Origin of the sequence: Rosistilla carotiformis, assembly GCF_007753095.1 — a bacterium.
Lineage (GTDB): Bacteria > Planctomycetota > Planctomycetia > Pirellulales > Pirellulaceae > Rosistilla > Rosistilla carotiformis.
This window is the reverse complement of record NZ_CP036348.1, coordinates 5,165,236-5,188,886: the sequence shown is the minus strand read 5'-3', so window position 1 is coordinate 5,188,886 and position 23,651 is coordinate 5,165,236. Positions and strand designations below refer to the sequence as shown.

General features: G+C 59.2%; 17 protein-coding genes. 3 read left to right on the top strand and 14 right to left on the bottom strand.

The window, feature by feature from the left end; genetic code table 11:
- Positions 1-143 precede the first annotated feature (143 nt).
- Positions 144-497: a ComEA family DNA-binding protein gene (locus tag Poly24_RS18755; RefSeq protein ID WP_197451241.1), complete on the bottom strand. Its 354-nt coding sequence runs from the start codon at positions 495-497 to the stop codon at positions 144-146.
- Between the two features lie 29 nt (positions 498-526).
- Here Poly24_RS18755 and nadC point away from each other — a divergent pair, with 29 nt between their 5' ends.
- On the top strand, positions 527-1,486 hold the full coding sequence (gene nadC / locus Poly24_RS18750; RefSeq protein ID WP_231753223.1) for a carboxylating nicotinate-nucleotide diphosphorylase: 960 nt from the start codon (positions 527-529) through the stop codon (positions 1,484-1,486).
- Here nadC and Poly24_RS18745 read toward each other — a convergent pair.
- From Poly24_RS18745 to Poly24_RS18725, 5 genes are all read right to left on the bottom strand, one after another.
- On the bottom strand, positions 1,471-5,103 hold the full coding sequence (locus Poly24_RS18745; protein ID WP_145098986.1) for a YhaN family protein: 3,633 nt from the start codon (positions 5,101-5,103) through the stop codon (positions 1,471-1,473). The genes nadC and Poly24_RS18745 overlap by 16 nt on opposite strands.
- Complete coding sequence (locus Poly24_RS18740) at positions 5,100-6,380, bottom strand: metallophosphoesterase (RefSeq protein ID WP_145098983.1); 1,281 nt, start codon at positions 6,378-6,380, stop codon at positions 5,100-5,102. Before Poly24_RS18740 ends, Poly24_RS18745 begins: the two co-directional genes overlap by 4 nt.
- 185 nt (positions 6,381-6,565) lie before the next feature.
- Positions 6,566-7,036, bottom strand: a complete 471-nt coding sequence (locus Poly24_RS18735; RefSeq protein WP_145098980.1) for an ExbD/TolR family protein — start codon at positions 7,034-7,036, stop codon at positions 6,566-6,568.
- Complete coding sequence (locus tag Poly24_RS18730; protein WP_145098977.1) at positions 7,036-7,455, bottom strand: ExbD/TolR family protein; 420 nt, start codon at positions 7,453-7,455, stop codon at positions 7,036-7,038. Before Poly24_RS18730 ends, Poly24_RS18735 begins: the two co-directional genes overlap by 1 nt.
- A gap of 6 nt (positions 7,456-7,461) precedes the next feature.
- Positions 7,462-8,196, bottom strand: a complete 735-nt coding sequence (locus tag Poly24_RS18725; protein WP_145098974.1) for a MotA/TolQ/ExbB proton channel family protein — start codon at positions 8,194-8,196, stop codon at positions 7,462-7,464.
- A gap of 407 nt (positions 8,197-8,603) precedes the next feature.
- Here Poly24_RS18725 and Poly24_RS18720 point away from each other — a divergent pair, with 407 nt between their 5' ends.
- Entirely contained in the window at positions 8,604-9,278 is a 675-nt protein-coding gene (locus Poly24_RS18720; RefSeq protein WP_145098970.1) for a tetratricopeptide repeat protein, read from the top strand.
- On the opposite strand, the gene Poly24_RS18715 is transcribed toward Poly24_RS18720, so the two are convergent.
- The 3 genes from Poly24_RS18715 to guaB all read right to left on the bottom strand — a co-directional run bounded on the left by Poly24_RS18715 (position 9,272) and on the right by guaB (position 13,160).
- The gene (locus Poly24_RS18715; RefSeq protein ID WP_145098967.1) at positions 9,272-10,036 is read right to left on the bottom strand and encodes a leucine-rich repeat domain-containing protein; all 765 of its coding nucleotides are present in this window, start codon (positions 10,034-10,036) and stop codon (positions 9,272-9,274) included. The genes Poly24_RS18720 and Poly24_RS18715 overlap by 7 nt on opposite strands.
- A 159-nt stretch (positions 10,037-10,195) precedes the next feature.
- The gene (locus Poly24_RS18710) at positions 10,196-11,749 is read right to left on the bottom strand and encodes a hypothetical protein (RefSeq protein WP_145098964.1); all 1,554 of its coding nucleotides are present in this window, start codon (positions 11,747-11,749) and stop codon (positions 10,196-10,198) included.
- On the bottom strand, positions 11,679-13,160 hold the full coding sequence (guaB, locus tag Poly24_RS18705; RefSeq protein WP_145098961.1) for an IMP dehydrogenase: 1,482 nt from the start codon (positions 13,158-13,160) through the stop codon (positions 11,679-11,681). Before guaB ends, Poly24_RS18710 begins: the two co-directional genes overlap by 71 nt.
- 440 nt (positions 13,161-13,600) lie before the next feature.
- Here guaB and Poly24_RS18700 point away from each other — a divergent pair, with 440 nt between their 5' ends.
- Entirely contained in the window at positions 13,601-13,891 is a 291-nt protein-coding gene (locus Poly24_RS18700) for a hypothetical protein (protein ID WP_145098958.1), read from the top strand.
- 118 nt (positions 13,892-14,009) lie between these two features.
- Here the strand turns inward: Poly24_RS18700 and Poly24_RS18695 are convergent, their stop codons facing one another.
- The 5 genes from Poly24_RS18695 to Poly24_RS18675 all read right to left on the bottom strand — a co-directional run bounded on the left by Poly24_RS18695 (position 14,010) and on the right by Poly24_RS18675 (position 23,455).
- A complete protein-coding gene (locus Poly24_RS18695; RefSeq protein ID WP_197452013.1) occupies positions 14,010-15,620 on the bottom strand; it encodes a TolC family protein in 1,611 nt (536 codons plus the stop codon).
- Positions 15,621-16,286: 666 nt separating this feature from the next.
- The gene (locus Poly24_RS18690) at positions 16,287-18,521 is read right to left on the bottom strand and encodes an efflux RND transporter periplasmic adaptor subunit (RefSeq protein ID WP_145098952.1); all 2,235 of its coding nucleotides are present in this window, start codon (positions 18,519-18,521) and stop codon (positions 16,287-16,289) included.
- A gap of 97 nt (positions 18,522-18,618) precedes the next feature.
- Positions 18,619-20,607, bottom strand: coding sequence for an efflux RND transporter periplasmic adaptor subunit (locus Poly24_RS18685; RefSeq protein WP_145098949.1), 1,989 nt, complete (start codon positions 20,605-20,607; stop codon positions 18,619-18,621).
- A 68-nt stretch (positions 20,608-20,675) separates the two neighbouring features.
- A complete protein-coding gene (locus Poly24_RS18680; protein WP_197452012.1) occupies positions 20,676-21,521 on the bottom strand; it encodes an efflux RND transporter periplasmic adaptor subunit in 846 nt (281 codons plus the stop codon).
- Between the two features lie 2 nt (positions 21,522-21,523).
- Positions 21,524-23,455 carry a preprotein translocase subunit SecA gene (locus Poly24_RS18675; protein WP_145098942.1) on the bottom strand — a complete coding sequence of 644 codons (1,932 nt, stop codon included), beginning with the start codon at positions 23,453-23,455 and terminating at the stop codon, positions 21,524-21,526.
- Between the last annotated feature and the right edge of the window lie 196 nt (positions 23,456-23,651).

Below are 23,651 nucleotides of genomic sequence, written 5' to 3'. Positions count from 1 at the left end.
GATCCGAGACGTTTGATCCGGTGTGCAGGCCCTCCCCGAAAAACTCGCTAGACGCTTGTTTTCCGACCCTCCCTGGCTTCGCAGGGCGGGTGAAGTTGGGCTCTTCACCCGCCCCAAACGCAGTTTGCGAGGGCGGGTGAAGGCTACTTAATATGAATGAACGGCGCCAATCGCTGCAGCGTTTTCGGGCCGATGCCGGGGACGCGGTCGAGATCGCTGAGGCTGCGGTAGGGGCCGTTTGCTTCGCGATCGGCGATGATTCTGTCGGCCGTCTGCGGGCCGATCGATGGCATCATCGACAGCTCCATCGCGTCGGCGGTGTTGGGATCGATCCAAACCGGCAGATGGATCGGCGGTGGTTGGGGATCGATCGGGTATTCGGTTGGCGTGCGGAGACTGATGATGAACAGGACGCCAAGGACTGCGAGCAGACCGATCTGCAGCGGCAGCGACCGCAGCATCATCGCAGACTCCTTTTCGATCGGTCCGTCGTCCACTTAAACTATCTCCTTGAATTCGAAAATTCATGGATCTCACCGCAGCGCAAAGGTTACCCGGAATGGCCGTCGAATACCAACAAATCCGCGTCGATGCTCCCTTGGAAGACGATTTCCGACAGCTGATTCGATTGGCGGTTCGCGAAGACTTCGATCGCCAGATCGATTGGACCACGGTTTCGTTGGTCCCCGAGGATCGGATCGGCAAGTGCCAGGTGGCGGTCCGCGAAGCGGGTGTCGCCGCCGGATTGGTGACCCTGCCCTGGATCATCGACGAGATGAATCTGGAGCTGCGGATCGAGACGCTGGTCGAAGATGGGGCTCGCGTCGCCGCGGGGCAGATCGTGGCGCAGATCGAAGGCTCGGCTCGGGATATCTTGTCGAGCGAGCGGATCGTGCTGAACACCCTGTGCCGGATGTTCGGGATCGCGACGTTTACCGATCGTTTTGTGCAACAGATCTCGGGGACGAAAGCTCGGCTGTACGACACCCGCAAAACGACGCTCGGTTGGCGGCGGATGGACAAATACGCGGTCCGATGCGGTGGCGGCACAAACCATCGACTGGGATTGTTTGACGCGTTTCTGATCAAAGACAATCACTTGGCGTTGGCCGGTCCCGGCGAAGCGATTCCGCCGAGCGAAGCGGTTGCGAAGGCCAAGTCGTGGGCTGGCGGCGAATCGGCGGGGATGAAGGCTCCGCAGATCGTTGAAGTCGAAGTCGATACGCTAGAACAGTTCCAAGACGTGTTGCCAGCAGGGCCCGACATCATTTTGTTGGACAACTTTTCTTTGGACGATCTGCGGCAGGCGGTTGCGATCCGCAACGAAAAGAGTCCGCAGATCGAATTGGAAGCGTCGGGGAATGTGAAGCTGGAGACGATTCGAGAGATCGCCGAGACGGGCGTCGACCGGATCAGCAGCGGAGCGCTAACGCACGCCGCTCGCTGGCTGGACCTTGGCCTCGACTGGACTCACGACTTCAGTTGAAACAGATCGTCTTCGACGTCATCGTGCGTATCGACCGGATCCGGCTCTGGTTTCGGCTTCGCCTTAGATTTTGCCTTCGTTGTCGACTTCCGTTTTGGCTCGGCCTTCGTCGGCGACTTGACCTCAGTCGTCGGTTCCACCGAATCGCGAGTCAACGTTTGCACGAACAATTGATTGGCATCGACACACTCGCGAGCGGTTTCCAACAACGCCGCATTGTGCGTGAAGAAGATCACTTGGGTGTCGTTCGATAATTCCGCCAACAGTTCAAACGCGGCGCGGCTGCGTTGCAGATCGCACTGGATCAAGATGTCGTCGACGACCAACGGGATCGGATCGCTGCTGGCGAAGCTGTGCTTCAAGCTGGCCAGCCGCAGTGCCAGGTACAATTGATCCGCTGTCCCTTGGCTCATGCCACGCAGGTCGACCGATTGGCCAGTCACGGCGCGAACGCCCAACAGCACCGGATCCCCCTTGTCGTTGTTGTCGGCTCGAAGTTCGCTGTACGAATCGAGCGTCAGTCGGCGGAAGTAATCGCTGGCGATCTTCAAGATCGGAGCCTGATTCCGATCGCGGTAGTTGGTGACGGCGCGATTGAGCAGCGTTTCGGCAACTCGCAGCCGAGCATATTGCGCTGCATGCCGATCGATGCGGCTGAGCAGTTCGTGGATCTCCTGTTGAAGATCGGCCGCGCTGGCACCGCCATCCATCGCCTTTCGCTGTTGATCCAGTTGTCCCAGTTCTTGGCAGGCGGCCGCGTAATCGTCTTCAAGTCCCGACAGCTTATGATGCAGTTCGTCGATGTCCTGTTCCAGCGTTTGCGGATCGACAGCCGCGACTTTTTCAAGGAACTCTTCGACCGGATGCGTTCCCGCCATTTGAGTCAGACGGCTGAAGTGCTCTTGGCGTCGGTGCTCCAGTTGTTGTTTCTGCTGGCTGTTGCGATAGACCTCCGCCAGTTGTTCGGGAGCATCGCAGCAGGCTTCTTTGCACAGCAGATTCAATTGCGTTTGGCAATCGATTCGTTCCTGTTCCAACGCGGTCAGATCGCGTTGATCTTGAGCGATCTGTTGTTCGATCTGTTCGCGTTGGGTCTGTGTCTTCTGCGCTTGTTTCAGATCTTTCGCCCAGCCTTCGACGATCTTCGATGCGTCGAGTGAAGCATCTTTGATCGGCAGACCGAGGCCGCGGACCTGAGCGTCAAACGCGCGGGCATCGGTATCGATTCCGTCGATCCGCCGTTGGAAACTATCGAACTCTTTTTGGTCGACGACCAGTTCGTGGTAGGCTTCGACGACACCGTCTACCTCGTCGGTTCCCGCTTGTTCGTCTAGCTCCAACCGCGACGTGACCTCACGCCATTGAGCCTGCCACTGAGCCAATTCCTCTTGGATTTGTTCGTTGCGTCGTTGCGACTGCGGCAGCGATTGTTGCAGCTGTTGCTTTTGCTTCGTACGCTCCTCGTACTCCTGTTGCTGCTTACGCGTCGTCGCCACTGCGGCTCCGGCTTGGCGGACCAAGGCGACCAGATCGTCCGACGCTGGCGATGCCGAACCGTTTGGCATCGCGGCCAACAACTGCTGCGTCACACGCTCGATCCGCGAGGCGTGCCGGGCGACCGCTTGTTCGGCTTCGACTTGGGCTTCGTACAGTTCGACCAAACGTTGATGTTCGCCCAACCAGCCGAGCATTTCTCGCGGCGATTTAGGTTTGAGGCTGCAATCGGCCCAGATCTCGTTCCAGCGATCGGCGAACTGTTGTCGCTGCGTTTGCAGTTGTTCGCTTTCCTCCGCCAAACGCTGTTGAGCACGCTCGATCGAGCCGCGTTCCGCTTCCAACGTCGCACGTCGGGAAACGCGTTCCGCCTCGCGACGCAAGCGGTCGCTCATCTGATCGCACTGTTCGATCATCGCCAGCAACGATTCAAACGCTTGGCGATCGCAGCGGATGTCTGCCGCCGAATCGGTTGATGCGAGCGCTGCCGACAATTGATCCCGTTGCTCGCGAGCGGCGATCAGTTCCTGTTCGCTAGGGACTTCGCCGGCGCCGTGCAGTTCGTGCAACCGCGTCGTCATTTGTTCCAGTTTGTCGGTACACGCTGTTTGCTGACCGACAATTTGCTGTTGGCGGCTGCTGATCGCTTCCCATTCGCCAGCACACGTTTCGATCGTCTCTCGTTGAGGAACGGGGAGAGCCGTTGCCGTCTGCGCGTCACATTCCAGACCGGTCAGCTTTCGCAGCTGCGTCGCCACGGCGCGGCTTTCACGTGCCAACGCCGCTTGAGCGGCTTCGTGATCGCCGACCAACGTCGCCGCATCGCCAGCCTGTTGTAGCGCCGCGGCCAATGCATCGGCCGATGGCGGTTGCTCGATCGCCGCGATCGCGGCATCGACCTGCTGCACTTGCAACTGCAGCGATTCCAGATCCTCCGCCGACGCGTCAGCTCGCTGGGTGAGCGCGACGTATTGCTTCGCCAGCTGTTTGATCTTGGAGCGTAGGTCGGGAGGCAGCTGCAGATTCCAGACGTCGTCCGAATCGTTGCGGCCTATCCCGCGCAGCTTGCTCACGATTTGAGCCTGGGTCATGTCGCGACGCTTGACGAGTCCGGGACGTTGGATCGCTGCAGTACTGATTCCACCAACCGCCTGGACCAGCGAATCGATCGTTTCGGCTTGATCCAACAGCGGATCGGGCGCTCCCAACGCCGACAGTTTTTTCTGTTGATCGTCGATCCGAGCGCGAACCAGTTGCATCTTCTGCTGGCTTGCCGCCCAAGTCGTGCTCACTTGGTGCTGCCGCGTCGAAAAATCGGGACTCAACATCGGCACGTCGGCCAACGGCGCAAGCTGCTCGGTCAACTGGTTCCATTCGGCGCGCAAAGGGATCGCGTCGCGAAGCGTTTCCAGCCGCTTGACCTCGGTGCGTGTCTCACGGACCGCGTTGCGATAGTTCTCCGATTCGACCTGCTTCTCCTCACGCTGTTGCTGCAGGTTTACAAACGTTTTGACCGGCAAAAGACTCTCTTTCAGCTGGCGTTTCTTTTCGCGCAACTCGCCCAGCAAGCGGTTCAGTTCCGACTTGGAGCCCGACTTTTTGAACAGCTTGCCACATTCGTCTTCGATCGCATCTTGGATCTGTTTCAGTTGCCCCAGTCCGGCACCGGCGGCGAACAAGCTTTGCCCGACATCGCCATCCCCTTTGACCATCATTTCGCCACCTTCGACAAGCGATTGATGGGTGATGCCAAATCGGTCGCCAAAAGCGGCTTTGTCGACGCCACGCAACATCTTCTGCAGCACGGCTTCATCGATTGCGTTTGCGTCGTCACCACAATAAAGAGTACCGGTGCGTCCTTTGCGGCGCACGCAACGGATCTCTTGCCCATCGTGATCGATGATCCGAGCACCCACGCGGAGGTCGCGGTTCTGGTGCCGGAAGTTGTCGCTGGTTACATTGTCGAAACCGTATAGCAATGACGTGATCGCACGCAGCGTCGTCGACTTGCCCGCTTCGTTGGGGCCGTAGATGACGTGCAATCCGTATTTCCCGCCGGAGAGGTCGACGCTTTGGTTCTGGAAGTGTCCGTAAGCGATTAGGTCCAATGATGCGAATCTCATACGTCAGCCTCCAAGGTTGCCAAGCGGTTCAACAGCAGCGGTTCGGCTTCGTCGAGCCACTCGCGGATTTGATCTTGATGATTCCAAGCGACGCCATCGCCGTCTTCGACAAGTTCGATCGGCAGCTTAGCGACCAACGGTTCCAACGCCGACTGGATCGCAGCCATCGCGTCGGGATCAGCCGACACGCTGCTGATCGTCTGCAACAGTTCGCCGATCGGGCCGCTGGCGTCGAGGGTGATCGCTTCCCGCGGCGCCGTCGCTTTGACGCGCAATCGCTCCATCCAAATCGAGCCCTCGTCGATGTCAAAGGTCTCCTGCCGCATCACGCTTTGCCAATGTTCCAGCCTCGCTTGCAGAGTCGAATAGAGGGGCGTCTGGCCGACGACGCGAACCCGGACGATCGAGGTGCGATCGGGATTGTTGGCACAGATCGCTTGCATCCGCGTTTTGCACTGCTGAATCAAATCGTCGATCCGATCGATCTCGGTGGCGTCGATCTCGCAGATCTCCCAGCGGCAGACGTCCAACGGTTGGAATTCGAGCTTCGGCGGGGCGATCGGATCCAATTCGACCAGGACGCAGCCTTTGGCACCGGTCTCGCGAACGCTGCGGCCCTGTGTGTTGCCTGAAAAGACGATCGGGCAGGAGCCTTCGATCGCACGGTCCTCGCGGATGTGGATATGTCCCAACGCCCAATAATCGTATTCCTTGTCGGCCAATTGTTGTGGCGTGCAGGGAGCGTAAGGGGCGTGACCTTGAGCGCCTTGCAGACTGGTGTGCAACATCCCGATGTTCAGCAGATCGCGGGTGGCTCGCGGATATTTATCGGAGAGGTTGGACGTTTCAGCTTGTTTGCTGAAACCGCGGCCGTGGATCGCGACTCCCAGATCTTCCAGAATCACCGAATCGACTTTTGTGCTCGACAACTGGACCGGTGAGCCGTCGGGATTCGTCGGCAGCGGCAAGGCTTTGGTCAGCTTGTTGGCAGCGTCGTGGTTGCCGCTGATGAAGTAAAGCGGAATCTCGGCGGCTCGAAGCCGAGCGACTTCCGAAGTGAAGAAGAGTCCGGTGTTGTGGTCGGGCCAATCGCCGTCGTAGAGATCGCCGGCGATCAAAACAAAATCGACCTTCTTCTCGATCGCTAGGTCGATCAGATTGGTGAGGGCGCGACGCGTGCTGCGACGGATTTCTTCCGCCGGAGCGCCCTCGTAATGCTCCAATTGCAGCATCGGGCTATCGAGGTGGATGTCTGCGGCATGTATAAACCGAACCATCGTGAATTCCTTTCGTTGCAGACTCGAACTCGTCTCCGACACCGACGCTGATTATTGCCGATTTCAGTGCAAATTGGGAGCCGTCGGGCTCGTCGTTGCAGTCGATCGCAGCGACGCGACGATGTGTTGAGCGGGCTCAGGTGCCGTCTGGTTTTTATCTTCGCCAACGGTTTTGACACGTTAGGTCAATTCCCTGGCGGTGCCGAGTCGTCGGCGCGGGCGGCGAAGAGGACGCGGTCGAAGCCTAGGCTGCGGGCGGTGTCGTAGACGCGGATCGCGTCGCCCATCGGGACCTCCGGATCGGGATCGACGATCACCGGCGGCAGGACTCCGACGTCAAGGATCGCTTGCAACCGCTGTCGCAGGGCGTCCAAGGATGGTTGCGGTTGGTCGTTGAACAATAGCGTCGCCGCACCACTTGTCCACTGGATGCGGACGATGATTTCATCAAACGGTTCGCTGGCTGGTGGCGGTTGCAGCGTGGCGTCTGCGCCGGCGGCGAGAGGCGGATCGGCGATCGCTGAGGGCATCAGAAACTCGGGCTCTTCAAAACTGCTGGTCCAGAGAAAGAAGACAAGCAACAGGAAGACGACGTCGATCATCGGCGTCATCTTCAGTTCCAACGGCTCGCGGCCATGTCCACTGGGCAGTCGCATCAGCGATTCTCCTGGTAGACCGAAAACGAAGCGTTCCAAAGTCCGGCAACGCTGGCGGCGCGAAGCAGCGGTTCGACTTGACCGTACGCGACGCTGCGGTCGGTGCGGATCCGGACCGCGGCGTCGGGGCCATGTTCGGCGTGGTGGGACTGCAGCAATCGGTCGAGCATCGGCCTATCGACCTCGGTGCCACTGACCTGCCAGGTGCCGCCGGGGAGGACGTTGACCGTGAACAGATCGCTTGGCGGCGGTTGGTCGACGGAGCCATCGGCGACGGGGAGATCCAACGGGATGCGAGACTCCTGGCGCGCCAAGTGGCTCGAGACGAGAAAGAAGATGATCAGCAGGAAGACGACGTCGATCATCGGCGTCATGTTGGCTGAGCCATCGGAGCGACCGGTTCGTGAGGGAGTTCGCATCGCAGTTTATTGAACTGGAGGAATCGGCGTGCCGGGAACAGGGCGTTTCACGCTGCGGCGTTTCAGTGCGCTCATCGCATGTTGCGCTAGGTAAGCGACTTCGGCGACGAGTCCATCGACTCGATTCCGCAACACGGCAAACGCACCCAGCGCGGGGATGGCGACGATCAGTCCGCCGACGGTTGTCACGAGCGCCTGGTAGATCCCTTCGGCAAGGTCACCCGCGCCGGCGCCCCCTTGCGAGATCGCCACGCGTTGGAAGGCGAAAATCATCCCGGTGACGGTTCCTAACAAGCCGACCATCGGGGCGATGTTCCCGATCACCGAAAGGTATTCGATCCGACGCATCATCCGCGCCGACTGTTCGGCCAACGCTTCCTCCATCGCCTTTTCGACGCTGGGCCAACCGAAGTCGACCTCGGCCAAACCGCTCATCATCACAAACGTAAGCAGGCTCGGCTTCTGTCGGCAGATCGCGTCGGCTTCTTTAACGCGTCGCTCGGCGAGCAGCTTTTGGATCGGTTCGACGACTCCTTCTGGGATCACCTCCCCCCGCCGTAGCGCCATGAATTGGTCGAAGATCAAAAACGCGGCGATCAGACTCAGCGAGAACAGCAGCAGGATGATCAGCAGGCCGACGATCCCACCGCTGAACAGGATCTGCCAAAACGAACCGCCGGCGGCGTCCGCATCCACGGTTTGAGCTAGCAGGCCGGCTAGGGCGAGCGAACTGTTGAGCATTCGGGTTCTCTTGGGCTGCAGACGCGGGTCGAAGCGAAGGTGACAAGTTGAACGAATCGTAACAGTGTAGCGATTGTTGGGCGGGGCATTAAGATCCCCGCCAGATTCGGGGGATGTAGGAGGGTTGTTTCGGTTGGGTAAGCTGTGCGGTTGATTTGCATTACTACGGGCAAGCCTGCCATGATTGGGCCCGTTGAATGATCGCGAGCAAACTGTCAAATAAACCTTTGCTCCATTCGCTTGCCCTAAATAGACTCGAATTCCGTCAGCCGATTGTGCGTAGCCTGAACGGGGTGCCGTTTCCTTGCGAGGAAGTGGTGCGTAGGATTCAGCGATCGCGACGGTGGCGATCCGGCATCATTGCTGTGGCCAAACCAACTGGCGCTAACGAAGGATAGAACAGAAACGTGTCTCAACCCGCAACCCGCACCTCCCGAATCGTCGCCCAGTATCGTCGGTACCTGGATGCCTCGGATTCCTTAGAGTTTTTTCGGACGGTCAACGAATCCTATACGGTCGAGACGCTGTTGACGTTGTTGCGTCGGGGCGATCACGAATCGCGTCGTGCATCGGCATTGGCGTTGAGTATGGTTGGCGACGTTCGCGCGGCCGAAGCCTTGGGGCATCGTTTGTGCGATCGCGATCGTGGCGTCCGGTTGATGGCCGACGATGCGTTTCGAGCGATCTTGGTTCGCGATGCCGCTCCCTCACACCATCAAAATCTTCTGCAGGTGATGCATCTGAACGACGGAGGTGAATTTGCCGCCGCGCTGACTCCGGCGATGGTCTTGGTTCAACAAGCACCGCGTTATGCCGAAGCGCATCACCAATTGGCGATCGCCTATTTGGGACTGCAAGAATACGCGAGTGCCGACTGCGCGTTTAGAAACTGTTTGTGGCAGTGCCGGTTCCATTATTTGGCTTGGTCGGGGCTGGCCGATTGTCGTCGGGCGTTCGGCGATCAACGCGAAGCCTTAAAACATCTTCACCGCGCGATCGCAATCTGCCCCGACTTCGAATCGGCCCGAATTCAAGCGCGCGCCATCCGCCGCTCGCTCAATCGTAACCCTCCGACTCATTGAGGTCGCCAGGCGACTTCGACGTTGGGGTGAGTTTTTTTAAACGCATCGTAGCCCGCTTGGGTTACGAGCGCCCGACGCAGGACCAGCTTGCGTAGTTTGGGGAGCGATTCGAGGTGTTTCAACCCCGCATCGGTGACCTTCGTTCGGGTGAGGTCGAGATATTCCAAGCTCGTCATCTTTCGAAGTGCCGCGATCGAATCGTCGTCGACGCGCGTTCGATTCAGCATCAGCCGCTTCAGCCGCAATTGATCGAGCCCTGGAATGGGGCCTTCGTGCATCTTGGTCATATGCAAATCAAGACTCTCCAAATCCCGCAGCTTCGCTAGTTGGGCGATATCTTGGTTTGTGACCTCGGTATGTGTCAGGCTGAGCGAGCGAATTCCGGAAAGTTTTGCGATAGGATCGATCACTTCTGCCGACGTGTATGTCGCCCCCGCCTGCAACGACGGCGCCTCCAGATATCGCGTACGAACGATATGGACCGGAAGCAAGAAGTTCGGATCGACGTAGTGTGTTAGAGGTTCGAGAAGGCGAGAGGAGAGGGAGCGGGATGTTTTGGAGTGATTCCATTGGTGTTCATACAGTACCGAAACGCCAAGCCGCTGAAATTCAAGCATCGCGTTTCGCTGGCGACTCGCGGTCGTGGCAATTCTCCCCAGCAGAATGCAGAGGATTATAACGACGATCAAAAACGTGCGAAGGCTATATCGGCGCCACTTGGGGTTCATCGCCCGCGTCGGCGCGGAGCCTTCTTGCATCGTTCTCTCCTATCGTCGTGGTGTGACGTTTTTCGAAGCCAACGCCCAACGTGAGAGTTTAGACGCTAACGCATCGAAACAAAAAAAGGGTGATCCCGCGGTCGCACCGCAGAGTCACCCTGTTCGTTTGGAATTTGATCGATCTTCGGCGTGTTTCGCCTACGGGATCAACCAGAATCCGCCGGCAACAACCGCCGCTTGGCTCAACGTTCCGCGGAGGCTCAGCGGAATTGGAGGCAACAGGTACGGGGCACAGTTGCCCGGTCGGTAGTAGCCCAACGCATATTGGCATTCGGTTGCTGGGTGGATGCCCATCTTGTACGGCAACACCGCGATGTTGACGAAGAAGTGAGCTGTCGAGATCAGCGGCTGCTTGATCGGGCCGGCGCTGTGACCGTAGCGTTCCAGTTGCACTTCTTCGAAGTAGAGCGGATTGTGGCACAGGTTCGACGCTTTCCAGGTCATCGTCGAAGGGGTCCAATTACGCGGTTGGTAAGGCGTTTGGGCGATGCGGCATTCGCGCGGCAGGCCCCATTCCTTGGACAGGAAGGCCAGATCGGCTTCGCTCAGTCGCGAGATGTCCAGCTTTTGCGAGCCTCCCGAATCGGTGCGGATGACCACGTCTTGATAGCTCAAATCGTGCAACGTTCCACGACCCAACAGCGATCCGTCGATGCTACGCCAATCGCGAGGCTTTTGATTTTTGTCAAACGCGGTTCGCAATTCGGTGAACTTTTTGTCGTCCAAAACATCGGGGCGGTAGGCTGGAGAGATGTCCAGCGAAATACGGCTGATCGTGCGGCTGGCCACCTCGTGGCGTAAGTCTTCGCAGGAGAGGTTCGATCGTGGTTGAGGCGGCGTGATTCCGAAACCGCGACGCGGTGCGAAATCTGGTTCCGATTCCGTCGGCTGTGGTTCGGGCTCGCGATCCGAAGGACTTTCGGTCGTGTCGGCGCGGCCACGTTTGAACAGATTGGGATCGAGTGTGTCGAGTTTCGAATCGTCCAGGTTGTTGCGTTGGTCATTGGTCGGTGGCAACAAGGGCGCCTCTTCAGCGGCTTCCGCTTGAGGCTGAAGCGCTGGCGGCAATTGAGGCTGCTGCGTTTGTGGTTCGGAAGGCGTGGCGAAGTTGGGCATTCGCAATGCGTCCGTGGCTGGGGCATTCGCCGAGGGGCTGATCGCCGATGGATTGTTTGCAGGGGTGGGCTGCTGCGGATCGTCGAATAGGTTGTTGGAGAATGGGTCGGCCTGTTGTCCCGAGGCTGGGCCCGTCGAATCGTCAAACAGATCGTTCGGTACCGCGCCTTCCTGCTGATAGGCGACACGCATCACGGGACCGTTGTCGGCAGACAGATTAGTTTTGCTTCCCGAAGCGAAGCCGCGCGGGGCGACGCGGTCGGAAGAACGCCATTGCAGCTTGGGTTGCGGACTCGATGCTGGCTGCGGCGAATTCGGCCGCCGTGCAACAACCGAAGAATCGGAGGTTGCGTTCGAGAAACTTGCATCAAACCGCGAAGCGGTCGTGCTGTGTGGCGCGGCTTGAGATTGGGCCGCACCAGGCGTATTCCAAGTCGCTTGGGCCTGGGCGGGAAGAGTCTCCAGCGCGACCAGCGGCATCATCGCTGCCAGCGACATCCATCGACTAAATCGAATCGCCCGCGTGGTGAACGTCGGGGCTGTAATTCGGTGCTTCTTGCGTAATCGCGATATCATGCGGATGGTTCTCCCGGACGGTTGCAGCCGAGACTTTGATGAAGCGTGCGCGAGTCCGCAGCTCCTCAATCGTCTGTGTGCCGATGTAACCCATCCCTGCCCGCAAACCGCCGACCAATTGGAAGACGTATTCGCTGAGCGGTCCCTTAAACGGAACGCGGCCCTCGACACCTTCGGGGACCAGCTTTCCACTCTCGGTCGCGCTTTGGCGATATCGTTCGCTTGAACCCTGAGCCATTGCACCGATCGATCCCATCCCGCGGTACGCTTTAAACGTCCGCCCTTGGTACAGGATCATCTTTCCGGGGCTTTCGGTGAGACCGGCAAACAAGCTGCCAATCATCACGACCTTTGCACCCGCTGCAATCGCTTTGGTTATATCTCCGCTGAATCGAATACCGCCATCGGCAATGATGGGAATGTTTCTTTCATTTGCAACGCGGGCAGCTTCCATGATCGCTGTCACTTGAGGGACACCGACGCCGCTGATTACGCGAGTCGTGCAGATCGAACCAGGTCCGATCCCCACTTTGATCGCGTCGACGCCAGCATCGATCAAATCGCGAGCCCCGTCGGCCGTGGCCACGTTGCCGGCGATCAAGTCGATCTGCCATTGTTGCTTCAATTTTTTGACGGTCTCGATAACGTTCTTCGAATGTCCATGGGCACTGTCAACGGTCAGGATATCGACCCCTTGGTTGATCAGGCTTTCGGCACGCTCGTAATCGTGCACTCCGATCGCCGCTCCCACTCGCAATCGGCCTTGGCCGTCTTTGCAAGCACTTGGGAAACGTTGCATCATGTCGATGTCTTTGATCGTTATAAGTCCCGTCAGTATCCTTTCTTCGTCAACCAGCAAAAGCTTCTCTACTCTTTTTTCCGTTAAAATCCGCTCAGCTTCCTCAAGCGTTACATTCCCTACAGCCGTCACTAGATTCTCATGCGTCATGACTTCGCTGATTAGGCGATCTGGGGACTCTAGGAAGCGAAGGTCTCGCCGGGTCAAGATGCCCGCCAGCTTGCCGTCGGAGTAGACGATTGGGATTCCCGAGACGTTCTTCTGGTCCATCAGCTGTTGGGCGCGGCTGACCTTTTCGTCGGGGTGCAGCGTGACGGGATCAAAAATGATCCCGTTGGCACTCCGTTTGACCTTCAGCACTTCTTCGGTCTGAGCTTCGATCGAGAGGTTCTTGTGGATAACACCAAGCCCCCCCACTTTCGCCAACGCGATCGCCATCTCGCTCTCGGTGACGGTGTCCATCGGTGAGCTGATAAGCGGGATTTGCAGCCGGATATTGGACGTAAGGTGAGTGCTGGTATCGACTTCCGACGGAACGACGGCGCTGTATTGAGGTGTCAGCAGCACGTCGTCGAACGTAAAGCCTTCTTGGATCATGTTCTCTTGAGACATTGCTTCAAAGGTCTGTATGGGGGATCGGGCAACAATCATTGTCGATTATGGAGCCCCCTGCCCAAAGTGGCAACGCCCAGCGAATTAAACCGAATCGCCGCACCGGGGATCTTCATTGGGCCCGCTGGCGAGATCGGGCCTAGGGGCGGAGAGGCGTTTGACGTCGCAGGGGCCGTCTCGATCGGGAAATCGCTGGGAAGAAGGTGCCTCCAATAGGCCCAGCGAAGAGGTGATGGGGAGCGCGGTATGGAATGACAATCGAAACCGAAAGGTTCTCCCACGAGCGCCGCCGGTGTGAGTCGCCCGGTGCTTTGGAATGTTCGCTACCAGAAGCTATGGGGGGCCGGAATGGCCCTGCGCTTGCGGGTTTGGGGGGGAGGTTTCGCTTCTATAGGTATAGCGACATTCGGTCGTTCATCTACTCATTGGAATAAGAACTCATGCAATATCTTCCGTTGATCATTCAACTTGTATCCGGTGCCGCGGGGGGGAACCTTACCGGTAAACTGGCCAAAAAGCTCGATTTGGGCGTGTTGGGCAACTCGATTGCAGGAATCTTGGGGGGCGGTTTGGGAGGCCAACTGCTGGGCATGCTGGGGATTGAAGCGGGCCCATCGGGTTCGATCGACATCGCATCGATCCTCGGCAGCGTCGCTTCGGGGGGCGTTGGTGGTGGTGCCGTGATGGCGCTCGTGGGGCTGATCAAGTCGGTGCTGTTAAAAGGCAAATAGACTCGGAGCGTTCCGCGTACGCGGGGCACGTGGTTCCTCCGGTTAAGAAACCGATGACAGCCAGGCAACGGATCGTTGGATCCGGCTTGGCTGTCTCACTTGAAAACGCCTTGACCCATTAATCGCTTTCGTTCGCGGTGGACGTTTCAAAGTCCGCGGCGCGATACTCGCTTACCGGTTCGGATTCCAGCAGCGTGCCGGTGGCGCGATGCAAGTTGCCAATGCTGACGTTGTAGGTCAGTTGGCTTTGCAAGTATTCGAACTCGGACTGCGCGACGCGATCTTGGGCGTCGAGCAAATTTTCGAGGGCAAAGCTGCCTGTGACGGCATCATTGATGTTGCGTTGCCAACGTTCGGTGAGTGTCTTCAGTTGACGTGTCCGCGCTCGTTGGGCTTCGAATTTCGCGGCCATTTCTTGTTGCGAGGTATGCAATTCTCGGACCGCGACTTCAACTTCCAATTGGACGGTGGAGAGGGTTGACTGGTATTGATCGTTCAATTGACTCAGTTCCAGCATCCGGCGTCGATTACGATATTTGGCGGCGCGATTTCCGATCGGCATTTCATATTCAAAGCCGACGCCGTAGCTGGGTGATCCGGTATCGAATTGCCGTGACAACGACGCGGTGATGTCACCGTTGCCTTGGAGTCCGCTGACATACGCTTCGGTGACGAGATTCAAGACCGGCAACAATTCGTGTCGCGACATGTTCAAACGAACGCTGGCCGATTTGATTTGCTTGATCGCTTGTCCAATTTCTGGCCGATTCCGAACGGCCAGCACGCGTTGATGTTGCATGTCGACTTGGTACGGTTCGATCGTTGGGGGTGCGACGGGAATGAGTTCGCAATCATCCGAACTGCCCAAGGAGGGATCGTTGACCAAGGCGCGGATTTTGCTTTCCGCGTTGACAACCGCGGCTTGGGCGCGGAACAGGTCCGATCGACGTTGTGCTTGCGTCGCCTGCGCGGAAACCAATTGGCTCTGCGAGGCGTCCAGTTGCGCCCGCAATTCCAGTTGTCGGGTGATCTCGGCAGCTCGTTGATACGATTGCAGTTTCTGCAACAATACGCCTCGTTCCAAATGCAATTCCCAATAGCCACGCATGACTTCCAATAGATGCCCCTGTAATTGGCGTTGGAATTCATCACTAGCCTGTCGTTGATCGATGCGCGCCAAGACGGTAATCGAATTGTTGTAGACCGCGCCGCGTCCGCGCAGCAACGGTTGGGTCATCCGTAGTGTCAACCGCGACGTACCTTGGGGAGCGGGAACGAAGAAGGTCGAGTTGTTGTCCTGCCAGCCCAATCGCTGCGACATTTCGACTTGCGCACCGCTGCGGGTTTGCCGGCGAACTCCCGCCGAACCGGAGAGGTTGTGATCGTTGAAACGCGTGCCGTTGCCGCCGACGGTCAGGGAGCTGCCCACCGGATCGCTGACGTCGTCCCAACGGTTGTTGAAAAACGTGATCCAATCGAAGGCTGCATCCGCTTCGCCGACGGTCGTTTCGCGAATCAGTGGCAGTTTCGAAAAGACCTTGATCTGATTGGAGTGTTCCAGCGCGGCGACGATCAATTGTTCCAGTGTCACCGGCACGGGAGTCGTGTTGGGACGCAGCGGACGGGCCACCAGGTCTTGCCACCACGGTTGGTTCGCCGGCACTAATTGCTTGTCATCCATCGAGTGGCCGTCCTCGACGATCTCTGCTTCGGACGGAGGTTCGATCACTTCCAAAGCCTCGCCAGTATTCGCGACGGCGGGAGGAATCTGGTAAGTCGGTTGCTCGTGAACAAATGACTGTGATGTTATCGAGCGATTGGGAGATTGTGTATTTGGATGCGTCGTTGAAACCATTGGATGTGTTGTCGGATAGGCTGCGTTCTGCATAAAGGTTGGCAGAACGGGAACCAGACGTATCGGAACGGCGGGATACGCGATTGGCAGCGGCGATTTCGTGAACGCTCCCGCACCTTCGACCTGGGAGGGCGATGAGAGGACGCGGCGCGGGGGCGCCACGACTGGTTGGATGGTGGATGGGCGAATCGACGGGAGTGCGACTGGAACGGATTCCGAAGGTTGATTGGGGAAGACGCGTCCCCGAGAGTAGGCAAGGGGCAGGTTTGACAAGTCCGTTCTTTGACGGGAGCTCGAATCGGAGTGTGGTATCAAATGCGAAACTGGATCGGGCCGTTGGGCGCACAACTCCGCTCCGACTCCTATCGCGAATGCAATAGCTGAGAGAGTTTTAATGTACGTATGCATTTCGAATCCCACTGAACGGAACCAGGAAGCCTAGACAATATCTTGTATCGGTTTGCTAGCCTTGTGACGCGAGCCCTAGGCAATCGCGCAGTGTAATGCTATCTAAAATTAGAACCGCTACAGTCGGCAGGTTCAGCCTGTTGGGACGTGCCGCTGTCGTGAAGTGATCCAGTTGTGGAGCGTTTCCCACAGCACGACGCCGACCGAGCCGCGATGGGACCGAAAGCCAACCCATCCGGTCGCACCGATTTTTCCAGCTAGCGCGTCATCATCCACGCGGATGGTTGCGGTGAAATAGGGCTCGGTCGCTTCAAACGTTGCGTCGCCGGATGCTTCCCCTGCGGTGGCCGTGATTCCGTCGGTCGGTTCGCTGTCGGGTTGGCGGTTGGCATGGGTGGCGATCGGGCCTCCGGCGGTGGCGCTCAACGCGGCGTGAGGCAGGCGGGTGTCGCCTCGCGGGTCGACCGATTCCAAGCGGCCCACGATTCCGGGGCTGCCATGCATCTGCACGCGGACCGTCTGACCGACTCGCGCGACGAAGTACTCCAGTTCGCGCTGCGGGACCAGCGCGCGGATCCGGCACTGCCCTTGGGGACCCAAGGTCATCAACGATTCACCGGGGGCGACGTAAGTTCCCAACACCGATTCCAGCGTGTCGCCGATTACGATTCCCGGTTTTGTCGCGCGGATGATCAAGTTCGACAACATCCCGCGGCGGTCGTTCCATTCCGATTCGATCGCGGCCAATTGTTGTTGTTCCACATCGTAGGCAGCGGCTTGGTGCGATGCGGCGTAGATGCGAGCGCGGGTCCGCGACCGTTGGACTTGCGCTGCCAGTTCCGCCGTTTTCATCTGCAGCGGCTGATTTTCGAGTTCCAACAGAACGTCGCCGGCGTGGACCTGTTGCCCGCTGCGGACGGCGACCCGTTTGACGAAGCCCATCGTCGGAGCGCGAACTTGAATCAACGGATCGTAGCCAACGATCGCCGGAGCTGTCGTCTGGCCATACCAGGGTGACAACAGAATGCCTGCGGCCAGGAGCGATACGATCGCGATCGCCTTGCAAAATTGGCGGCGGTTGGGTTGGCTGGTCGGATTTCCCCAAACGATGAAGTGGAGGGTGCGGGCGATGGGCAGGATGAACCACAACGTGGCCGCGATCAACGCCATCGCGATCCCTGCGCCCCATAGCATCTGTTCGGCACCGACGATCAACGCGGTGCACATCACGACTCGCCAAGCTATCGCCGCGACGCCATATCCCGCGACAAACCACCGCGAGCGGAGGTTGCCGTGGGACGCGGGGGATTCGATTCCCAAAAAGAACTTCCGCACCGCGCCGCGGACCATCTGACTTGCATGCGTCGCCAGGTTCGGCATCTTCAACCAATCTGTCAAAATGTAGTAGCCGTCGAATCGCATCAGCGGATTGGCGTTGAACATCCACGTGATCAGGCTGCCCGACAGCATGACGTTAAACGCGTGCTGCACGACCAGCGGCGACGTCGAACGGCTCCATAGGATCGCCGCGATCGCCGCGATCATCAATTCGGCCATCACCCCGGCGGCCGATGTAAGGATACGACGCGATCGAGCGCGGAATTGCCACGCCGAGGTGACGTCGACGTACGGCAGGGGGATCAGCATGAACAGGACGATGCCACATTCGCGGACCGACCCACCGAAGCGTTTACAGGCCAGACCGTGGGCCAGTTCGTGAACCAGCTTCAACAGAAACCAAGTTGTCCCCAACCAGATCCAGTTGTTGCGGGCGATGACCGTTTCGGCACTCGGATTGATCCGATCCGCCGCTGCAAATACGGAGACCAGGCCACCGCCGATGACGATCATCCAGATCGCAAATCCAAGGGGCGAGAACCACCAACCCAACAGCGGCGAGATCGCCCCGATCGCGCGGTCGGGATTGCCGAAGGGAAGCTTGGGGCTGATCAAAGAGAGGCTTGCCAGTCGTTTTTGGAAGCGGTGTTGGCCGGCCGCCTCGGCCATCCGGCACGAGGTCAGCGATGCGGGAGTCGAGGCCAATTGATTTTCGACTAACCAGCGGCAAAGGCCCGCGGTCTCTTGATCGTTGAGCGCTTGGGCGCCCAACGCCGACGCGGCCAGGCCGTGCGCTTCGGCGATCGTCACGTGGCCGTCCAACAACGAGATGAACGCGAATTCGGCGATTCCAACCCGATAGAATTTCGTTCGCGCATGATCTTCAATTAGATTGGTGTCGGCCGCGCCGTCGTGTTGCAACGTGAACCGCAAGTCGTCGCGGAGTGTCAGCACGACACCACTCAATTCGACACAGCTGTGCTGCGCTTCGGGGGTGTACGATTCGGGTGTTTCCAAAGACGATTGCATGGCGAGGTGACAGTTGGTTGGGTTGGGATTGTGGTGGATGGAATCCGATTCGCCGCGGTCGCGTTGGCAGCGGTCGATCGGTTGGATTTTGGTTGGCTTAGGTGAAGGTCAGCGACAACCACGCGACGGCTCGTTCCCAAGGTTTGTGGAACCAATTCCAGGCCAGCGTGTGACGAACGGTTTCGATACGGGCGTCCCCTTCCATTCCGGGGCGCAGCTTGCCGTCGGGGTTGGGGACGCTCAGTTCGGCGACAAACACATTGCGATTCTCGCGGACGACCGAACGGGGGCGGATCGATTCCAGTTTGCCAACGATCGGTTGCAGCCGTTCGGAGTTCAATCGAATCTGCACCTTCATGCCGATCTCCACGTGGGAGATATCTTCCGCCGGAATCGCAACTTCGACCCGCAGCGGCGAGATCTCGGCGATCTCATACAGTTTTTCGCCGATCCCGACCGGAACGTGCTCGCGTCGTTCGAGACTTCCCGCCAGCACCAATCCGGCGACCGGAGCGCGGATCTCCATGTTGTCGCGTTGGTATTCCAGCAACTGGCGACGGGCGGCGAGTTCGGCCAGTTCCGCTTCACAGATCATCGCCTTGGGCGTCTCATGATTTGCCATGTGGCTGTCGAGCGTTTTTCGGATCCGCGCTTGTTGCGCGACGACGCCGGCCAATTCCCAGTTGATCTCGCGTTGTTCCATCCGGGCAAGCGGCGCGCCGGCGACGACGCGATCGCCGGGTCGGACAAAGGTCGCGTCTAACAATCCGTCGTACGGAGCGACGGCGAAGCGTTTGGCTGCCGGTTCCAAGCGGCAGCGACAAGCGACGCGGTAGGGCCAGGGGAGGCACAACGCGATCAGGACGACACCAACCGACGCGAGCAACAGATTCCGCTGGGTGGCGATCGATTGCGAAGCGATCCGCTGGGCGAAGCGTCGAAGTCGCGAGGGTTGAGCGCGACGGCTGATCGACAACACCGAACCGATCGGCAGCGACAACGCGGTCAACAAGTTCTGTGTCTCCGGATTTCCGACCGATAGAAACGGACCGGCTGCCGAAAGCACGCCGACGATTCGGCCATCGTTATCGCGTAGCGGCGTCGACGCGATCAATTCGACTCCCGCCGATTCGACGATCTGCCGGTGGGCGATCGAGAGTTCGCGACGATTCGGCGCCAGCGGAGGCCAGCTGGTGACGCATTCACGCAGCACACATTCGTCGTGGGCCGATTCGATCGCATGTGCCAGTGGAGAACTGGGGTCGAAGTGTGCAAGTCCGGAGATCGCCTGTAGACGCAGCGGTTGGGAACGTCCTTCGGCCAATCGGCTCGCCGCAGGGAACAGGCTCAACGCGATGAACTTGCAGCCGAGATGAGCTTTCCATTGGTCGACGATCGACTGGCACGCCTCGGCCAACGTGGGACACTTCTGAACCTCGGCGACCAGTTCCACCAAGGCGGCGGTGACGCGGAGGTCGTGTTGGCAGGCGATCGCTTCGCGGCCGAAGTGCCACGCGGTTGCCATCACCGGCAACAACTGGATCGTCCGCTGCAGGTCGCCAGCATCGCTGCCGATCGCGACCAAGGTGATCGCGTAATGCTGCGATCCGACCGCGAGATGGATGCAGGTCGCGTGCAGGCCCTGAACTTGGGGCGAGGTGAATGTTTGCGGTTCCTCGTCGGTTGCCAGCGACGTTCGGCAAGCGTGCAGCCATTGTTGCGTTGCGGGCTGTCCCAAGAGGCCGCCAGGGATTTGGGCCGCCAGCGGTTCGCTGTCGTCGGTCGCCGGGTCGGTGTTGGAACGCGGGTGCCACATGCCGCCGATCGCGATTCCGGATCGACAGATCGCTGTCAGCGAGGCATCGGCAAATTGTTGGATCGAACCGGCGTCGCGGGCGATCTGAGTGAGCGTCTGCTGCAGTTGGCCGAATCGTCGGTCGATGCTCGCTGGCGTCGCGGCCGATTGCTCGGACTGTGGTGTCGATTGGGGCAGCGGGTCGTTGGAACGGGGAACCACAACCGAAGCGGGGGACCACTGGGTGTTGGTGCCGGTCGCGATATGGGTTGGGATCGGTGGGCTTGTCATGATGGATGTGTCAAAATTTTGGGGCGATGGGCGATTGCGATGTTCCGCGGGAAAGTGCGTTGGTCGGGTTACGGGTGCAGTCGACAGCGGAGGCCACTGCGGTACTGGTTGTTGGGATTGTCGATGATCACTTCGACACCAACGCGGCCACTCTCGGCGTTGGTGACCGGATCGATGTGGCGAATCGTTGCGGCCACGTCAGCGGCGGATTCGGGGAACTGCAAGGCCAGCGTTTGTCCAACTTGCAGCTGCATGGCAACCTGTGTCGGCAGATAGAAGACGGCGCGGAGGGCGCTCAGATCGACGACGCGAACGGTTGTCGGTTCGGCTCCGGCGACAAATTCGCCCACCTCTTGGACGACTTCGGTAACGATCCCGGCGATCGGACTGCGAATCTCTTTCATCGCGATCCGCGCGTCGATCTCGGCGATCTCCAGTTCGGCGATCCGTTGCCGTTCGAGAGCTGTCTGCACGCGAAGCTGGGCGATCTTGACTTCGGTTTCGGCTTGCAAGACTTCGTCCGGACTGCCCGCTCCTTGCGACCGCAGTTCCAGCAAGCGTTGGTAGCGGTGGGCGAGTCGTTGGTGTTCGATACGCAGCGAATCGATCTCGCTGGTCGCTTCGGATTGTTTGACGGCGACGGCTCGCGTGGCGCGAAGCACTTGGCTGTCCAAGGCCATCAACAACGCATCGGCTGCGACCTGAGCCCCCGGTTCGACGAAGACCTTTGCCACGCGTCCAGGCTCGGCCGCCGCGACGTCGATCGTTTGGAAGGGTTCGGTGAATGCGTCGTAGCTGGCTGACGGAGGATCGTTTCGCGGCGCTGCCGCTGCGGCGGATGCCAGGACGATGAAGAGGAGCGTTGGCGGTGCGATCGTGAATCGCGAGTGCACAAATAGTTGTGGGGTCGACATATTTAGACAGCCTCTTTGGCGACGGTTTCGAGGACGCGATCGAGCCATTGGTCGGCGCGGGTCAGCTGCGTGCGGCGTTGGTAAGCTTGATGTTCCAGGTCGTTTTGCAGCCGAGCGATTTCGGTGGAGAAATCGTGCTGCGCTTCGGGGGCCCCACTGCATCGTGCCGAGATCGACTCAGCCAATTGCGGGGCGTGTTGAAAGATCTCGTCTTCGGCCGAGACGAAGAACTGGTACGCCCCCGGATCTCCTTGTCGCGCCGCGCGGCCGATCAACTGGCGATCGACGCGGGCGCAGGGATGGTGTTCGGTGGCGATTACATGCAGACCGCCGCGGGCGCGCGATGCATCGGTCAGGGCGATGTCGGTGCCGCGGCCGGCCATGTTCGTGGCGATCGTGATCGCGCCCGGTTGGCCGGCGATGGCGATCAGATCGGCTTCGGCTTCATCCTGGATGCCGTTGAGCGTGCGATGGGGAATGCCACATTTCTGCAGCGCGGCCGAAAGCGTTCGACTTTCGGCGATCGTTCGCGTGCCGACCAGCATCGGGCCTCCATTGGCATGCCGGGCGCGGATCTCCGCGACGATCGACGCATGTTTGGTTTGGAGGGTGGAAAAATAGCGACTGGGCAGCCCGAACCGGTGGCAGGGTCGATGCGTCGGGACGCTGACGACACTCAAACGATAGAAATCCTTGAGTTCGCGGGCCGCCGCTTGGGCGGTTCCCGTCAAACCGCAGATCGAATCGTATTGGCCGATGAAGCGTTGCCGGGTGATCCGGGCCTGCGTTTGTTGTTCGGGGACGACCGCGACGCGCTCCTTCACTTGAACCGCTTGGTGCAGTCCATTTCTCCAGCTGCGTTCGGGATGGATGCGGCCTGTATTTTGATCGACGATTTGGATCTCCCCATCGCGGACGACGTAGTCGACGTCGCGGCGGAAGATCTGTCGTGCACGCAGTGCGTTTTCGACGTAACAGGACCAGGCACGAGCCAGACGCAGCGGATTGGCTTGAGCAAAGTGTTGATGGATGCGAAACCAGCCGGTTGGCGTGAAGCTTATTTTTCGATCGACCGGATCGAGGCTGAAGTCTTCTTCGGGCTGCAGTTCTTGGGCCAGGATGTCGGCGACGCGGTAGGCCTCCGAGTCGGAGGATGCTTGACGCATCGACTGCTCTTGTCCACTCAAGATCAACGGCGTGTTCGCCTCGTCGATCAACACGCTGTCCGCTTCGTCGATCACCGCACAAGCCAAGGGGCGTCCGATCAGCGAATGGGTTTTGTCGATCGATTGGCCGCGCAGATGGGCCAGGTGTCGAATGCCCAGTCGCAGCCGGGGGGCCGATCGAAGGGCGATCTGATCGCGAAGGAAATCGAATCCAAATTCAAAACCGGGGCCGTAGGTGATTTCGCAACGGTAGGCCTGGCGTTTTTCGGCGAGACTCATTTCCGAATCGATCCGGCCGACGCCGACGCCTAACAATTCGAAGGTGGGCTGCAACGTTTCGAAGTCGCGGCGCGCCAGATAGTCGTTGACGGTGCTGACATGACAGCCGCGCCCCGCCAGCGCTTGCCAGAAGGCGGGCAGACCCGTGGTGATCGTTTTGCCTTCGCCGGTTTGCATCTCCGCGATCGATCCGGCTGCCAAAATCCAACCGGCTTGCAATTGGACGTCGTAATAGAGTTTGCCGGTCGTGCGGCGCAACGCCTCGGCCATCAGACCATGGGCTTCGATCATCGGTTCGGCGGCGTCGGGGCGTTTCCAACGCTGCCAGCCGCTGGAGATGGATCGGTTGTGTCGATGTTGCGATTTGCGCAGGCGTCGCAATTCGTCGGTGTGGTCGCGGAGCGTCGCGTCGGATAATCGCTGAAACCGCTGCTGTTGCTGGCGAACCGCGGCAACGATTCGATCGGGAGTCATCAGCGTTGATTTCATTGCGGTTCGCTACGTTGGATCTGATTCAGGCAAAGAAAAACATAGGGAGGCACGCTGGGTATATAGGTTGTGTTACGGCGCCGATACCGCCGTTGGGAAGCGTGCATTCGACGAATGTGCAATTTGACGTCAGCAGGATCGTTGCAATCGACAAAGTCTCAACGAAGGGAACCGAGGTATGTCGATGTTGGTGAAG

What these genes read in the sequence shown, in the direction of transcription:
- Poly24_RS18745 (WP_145098986.1), bottom strand. Translation starts at nt 5,103, where the DNA reads ATGAGATTCGCATCATTGGACCTAATCGCTTACGGACACTTCCAGAAC.
- Poly24_RS18700 (WP_145098958.1), top strand. Translation starts at nt 13,601, where the DNA reads ATGCAATATCTTCCGTTGATCATTCAACTTGTATCCGGTGCCGCGGGG.
- nadC (WP_231753223.1), top strand. Translation starts at nt 527, where the DNA reads ATGGATCTCACCGCAGCGCAAAGGTTACCCGGAATGGCCGTCGAATAC.
- Poly24_RS18690 (WP_145098952.1), bottom strand. Translation starts at nt 18,521, where the DNA reads ATGCAATCGTCTTTGGAAACACCCGAATCGTACACCCCCGAAGCGCAG.
- Poly24_RS18685 (WP_145098949.1), bottom strand. Translation starts at nt 20,607, where the DNA reads ATGACAAGCCCACCGATCCCAACCCATATCGCGACCGGCACCAACACC.
- Poly24_RS18710 (WP_145098964.1), bottom strand. Translation starts at nt 11,749, where the DNA reads ATGATATCGCGATTACGCAAGAAGCACCGAATTACAGCCCCGACGTTC.
- Poly24_RS18740 (WP_145098983.1), bottom strand. Translation starts at nt 6,380, where the DNA reads ATGGTTCGGTTTATACATGCCGCAGACATCCACCTCGATAGCCCGATG.
- Poly24_RS18680 (WP_197452012.1), bottom strand. Translation starts at nt 21,521, where the DNA reads ATGTCGACCCCACAACTATTTGTGCACTCGCGATTCACGATCGCACCG.
- Poly24_RS18715 (WP_145098967.1), bottom strand. Translation starts at nt 10,036, where the DNA reads ATGCAAGAAGGCTCCGCGCCGACGCGGGCGATGAACCCCAAGTGGCGC.
- Poly24_RS18725 (WP_145098974.1), bottom strand. Translation starts at nt 8,196, where the DNA reads ATGCTCAACAGTTCGCTCGCCCTAGCCGGCCTGCTAGCTCAAACCGTG.
- Poly24_RS18675 (WP_145098942.1), bottom strand. Translation starts at nt 23,455, where the DNA reads ATGAAATCAACGCTGATGACTCCCGATCGAATCGTTGCCGCGGTTCGC.
- Poly24_RS18730 (WP_145098977.1), bottom strand. Translation starts at nt 7,455, where the DNA reads ATGCGAACTCCCTCACGAACCGGTCGCTCCGATGGCTCAGCCAACATG.
- guaB (WP_145098961.1), bottom strand. Translation starts at nt 13,160, where the DNA reads ATGTCTCAAGAGAACATGATCCAAGAAGGCTTTACGTTCGACGACGTG.
- Poly24_RS18735 (WP_145098980.1), bottom strand. Translation starts at nt 7,036, where the DNA reads ATGCGACTGCCCAGTGGACATGGCCGCGAGCCGTTGGAACTGAAGATG.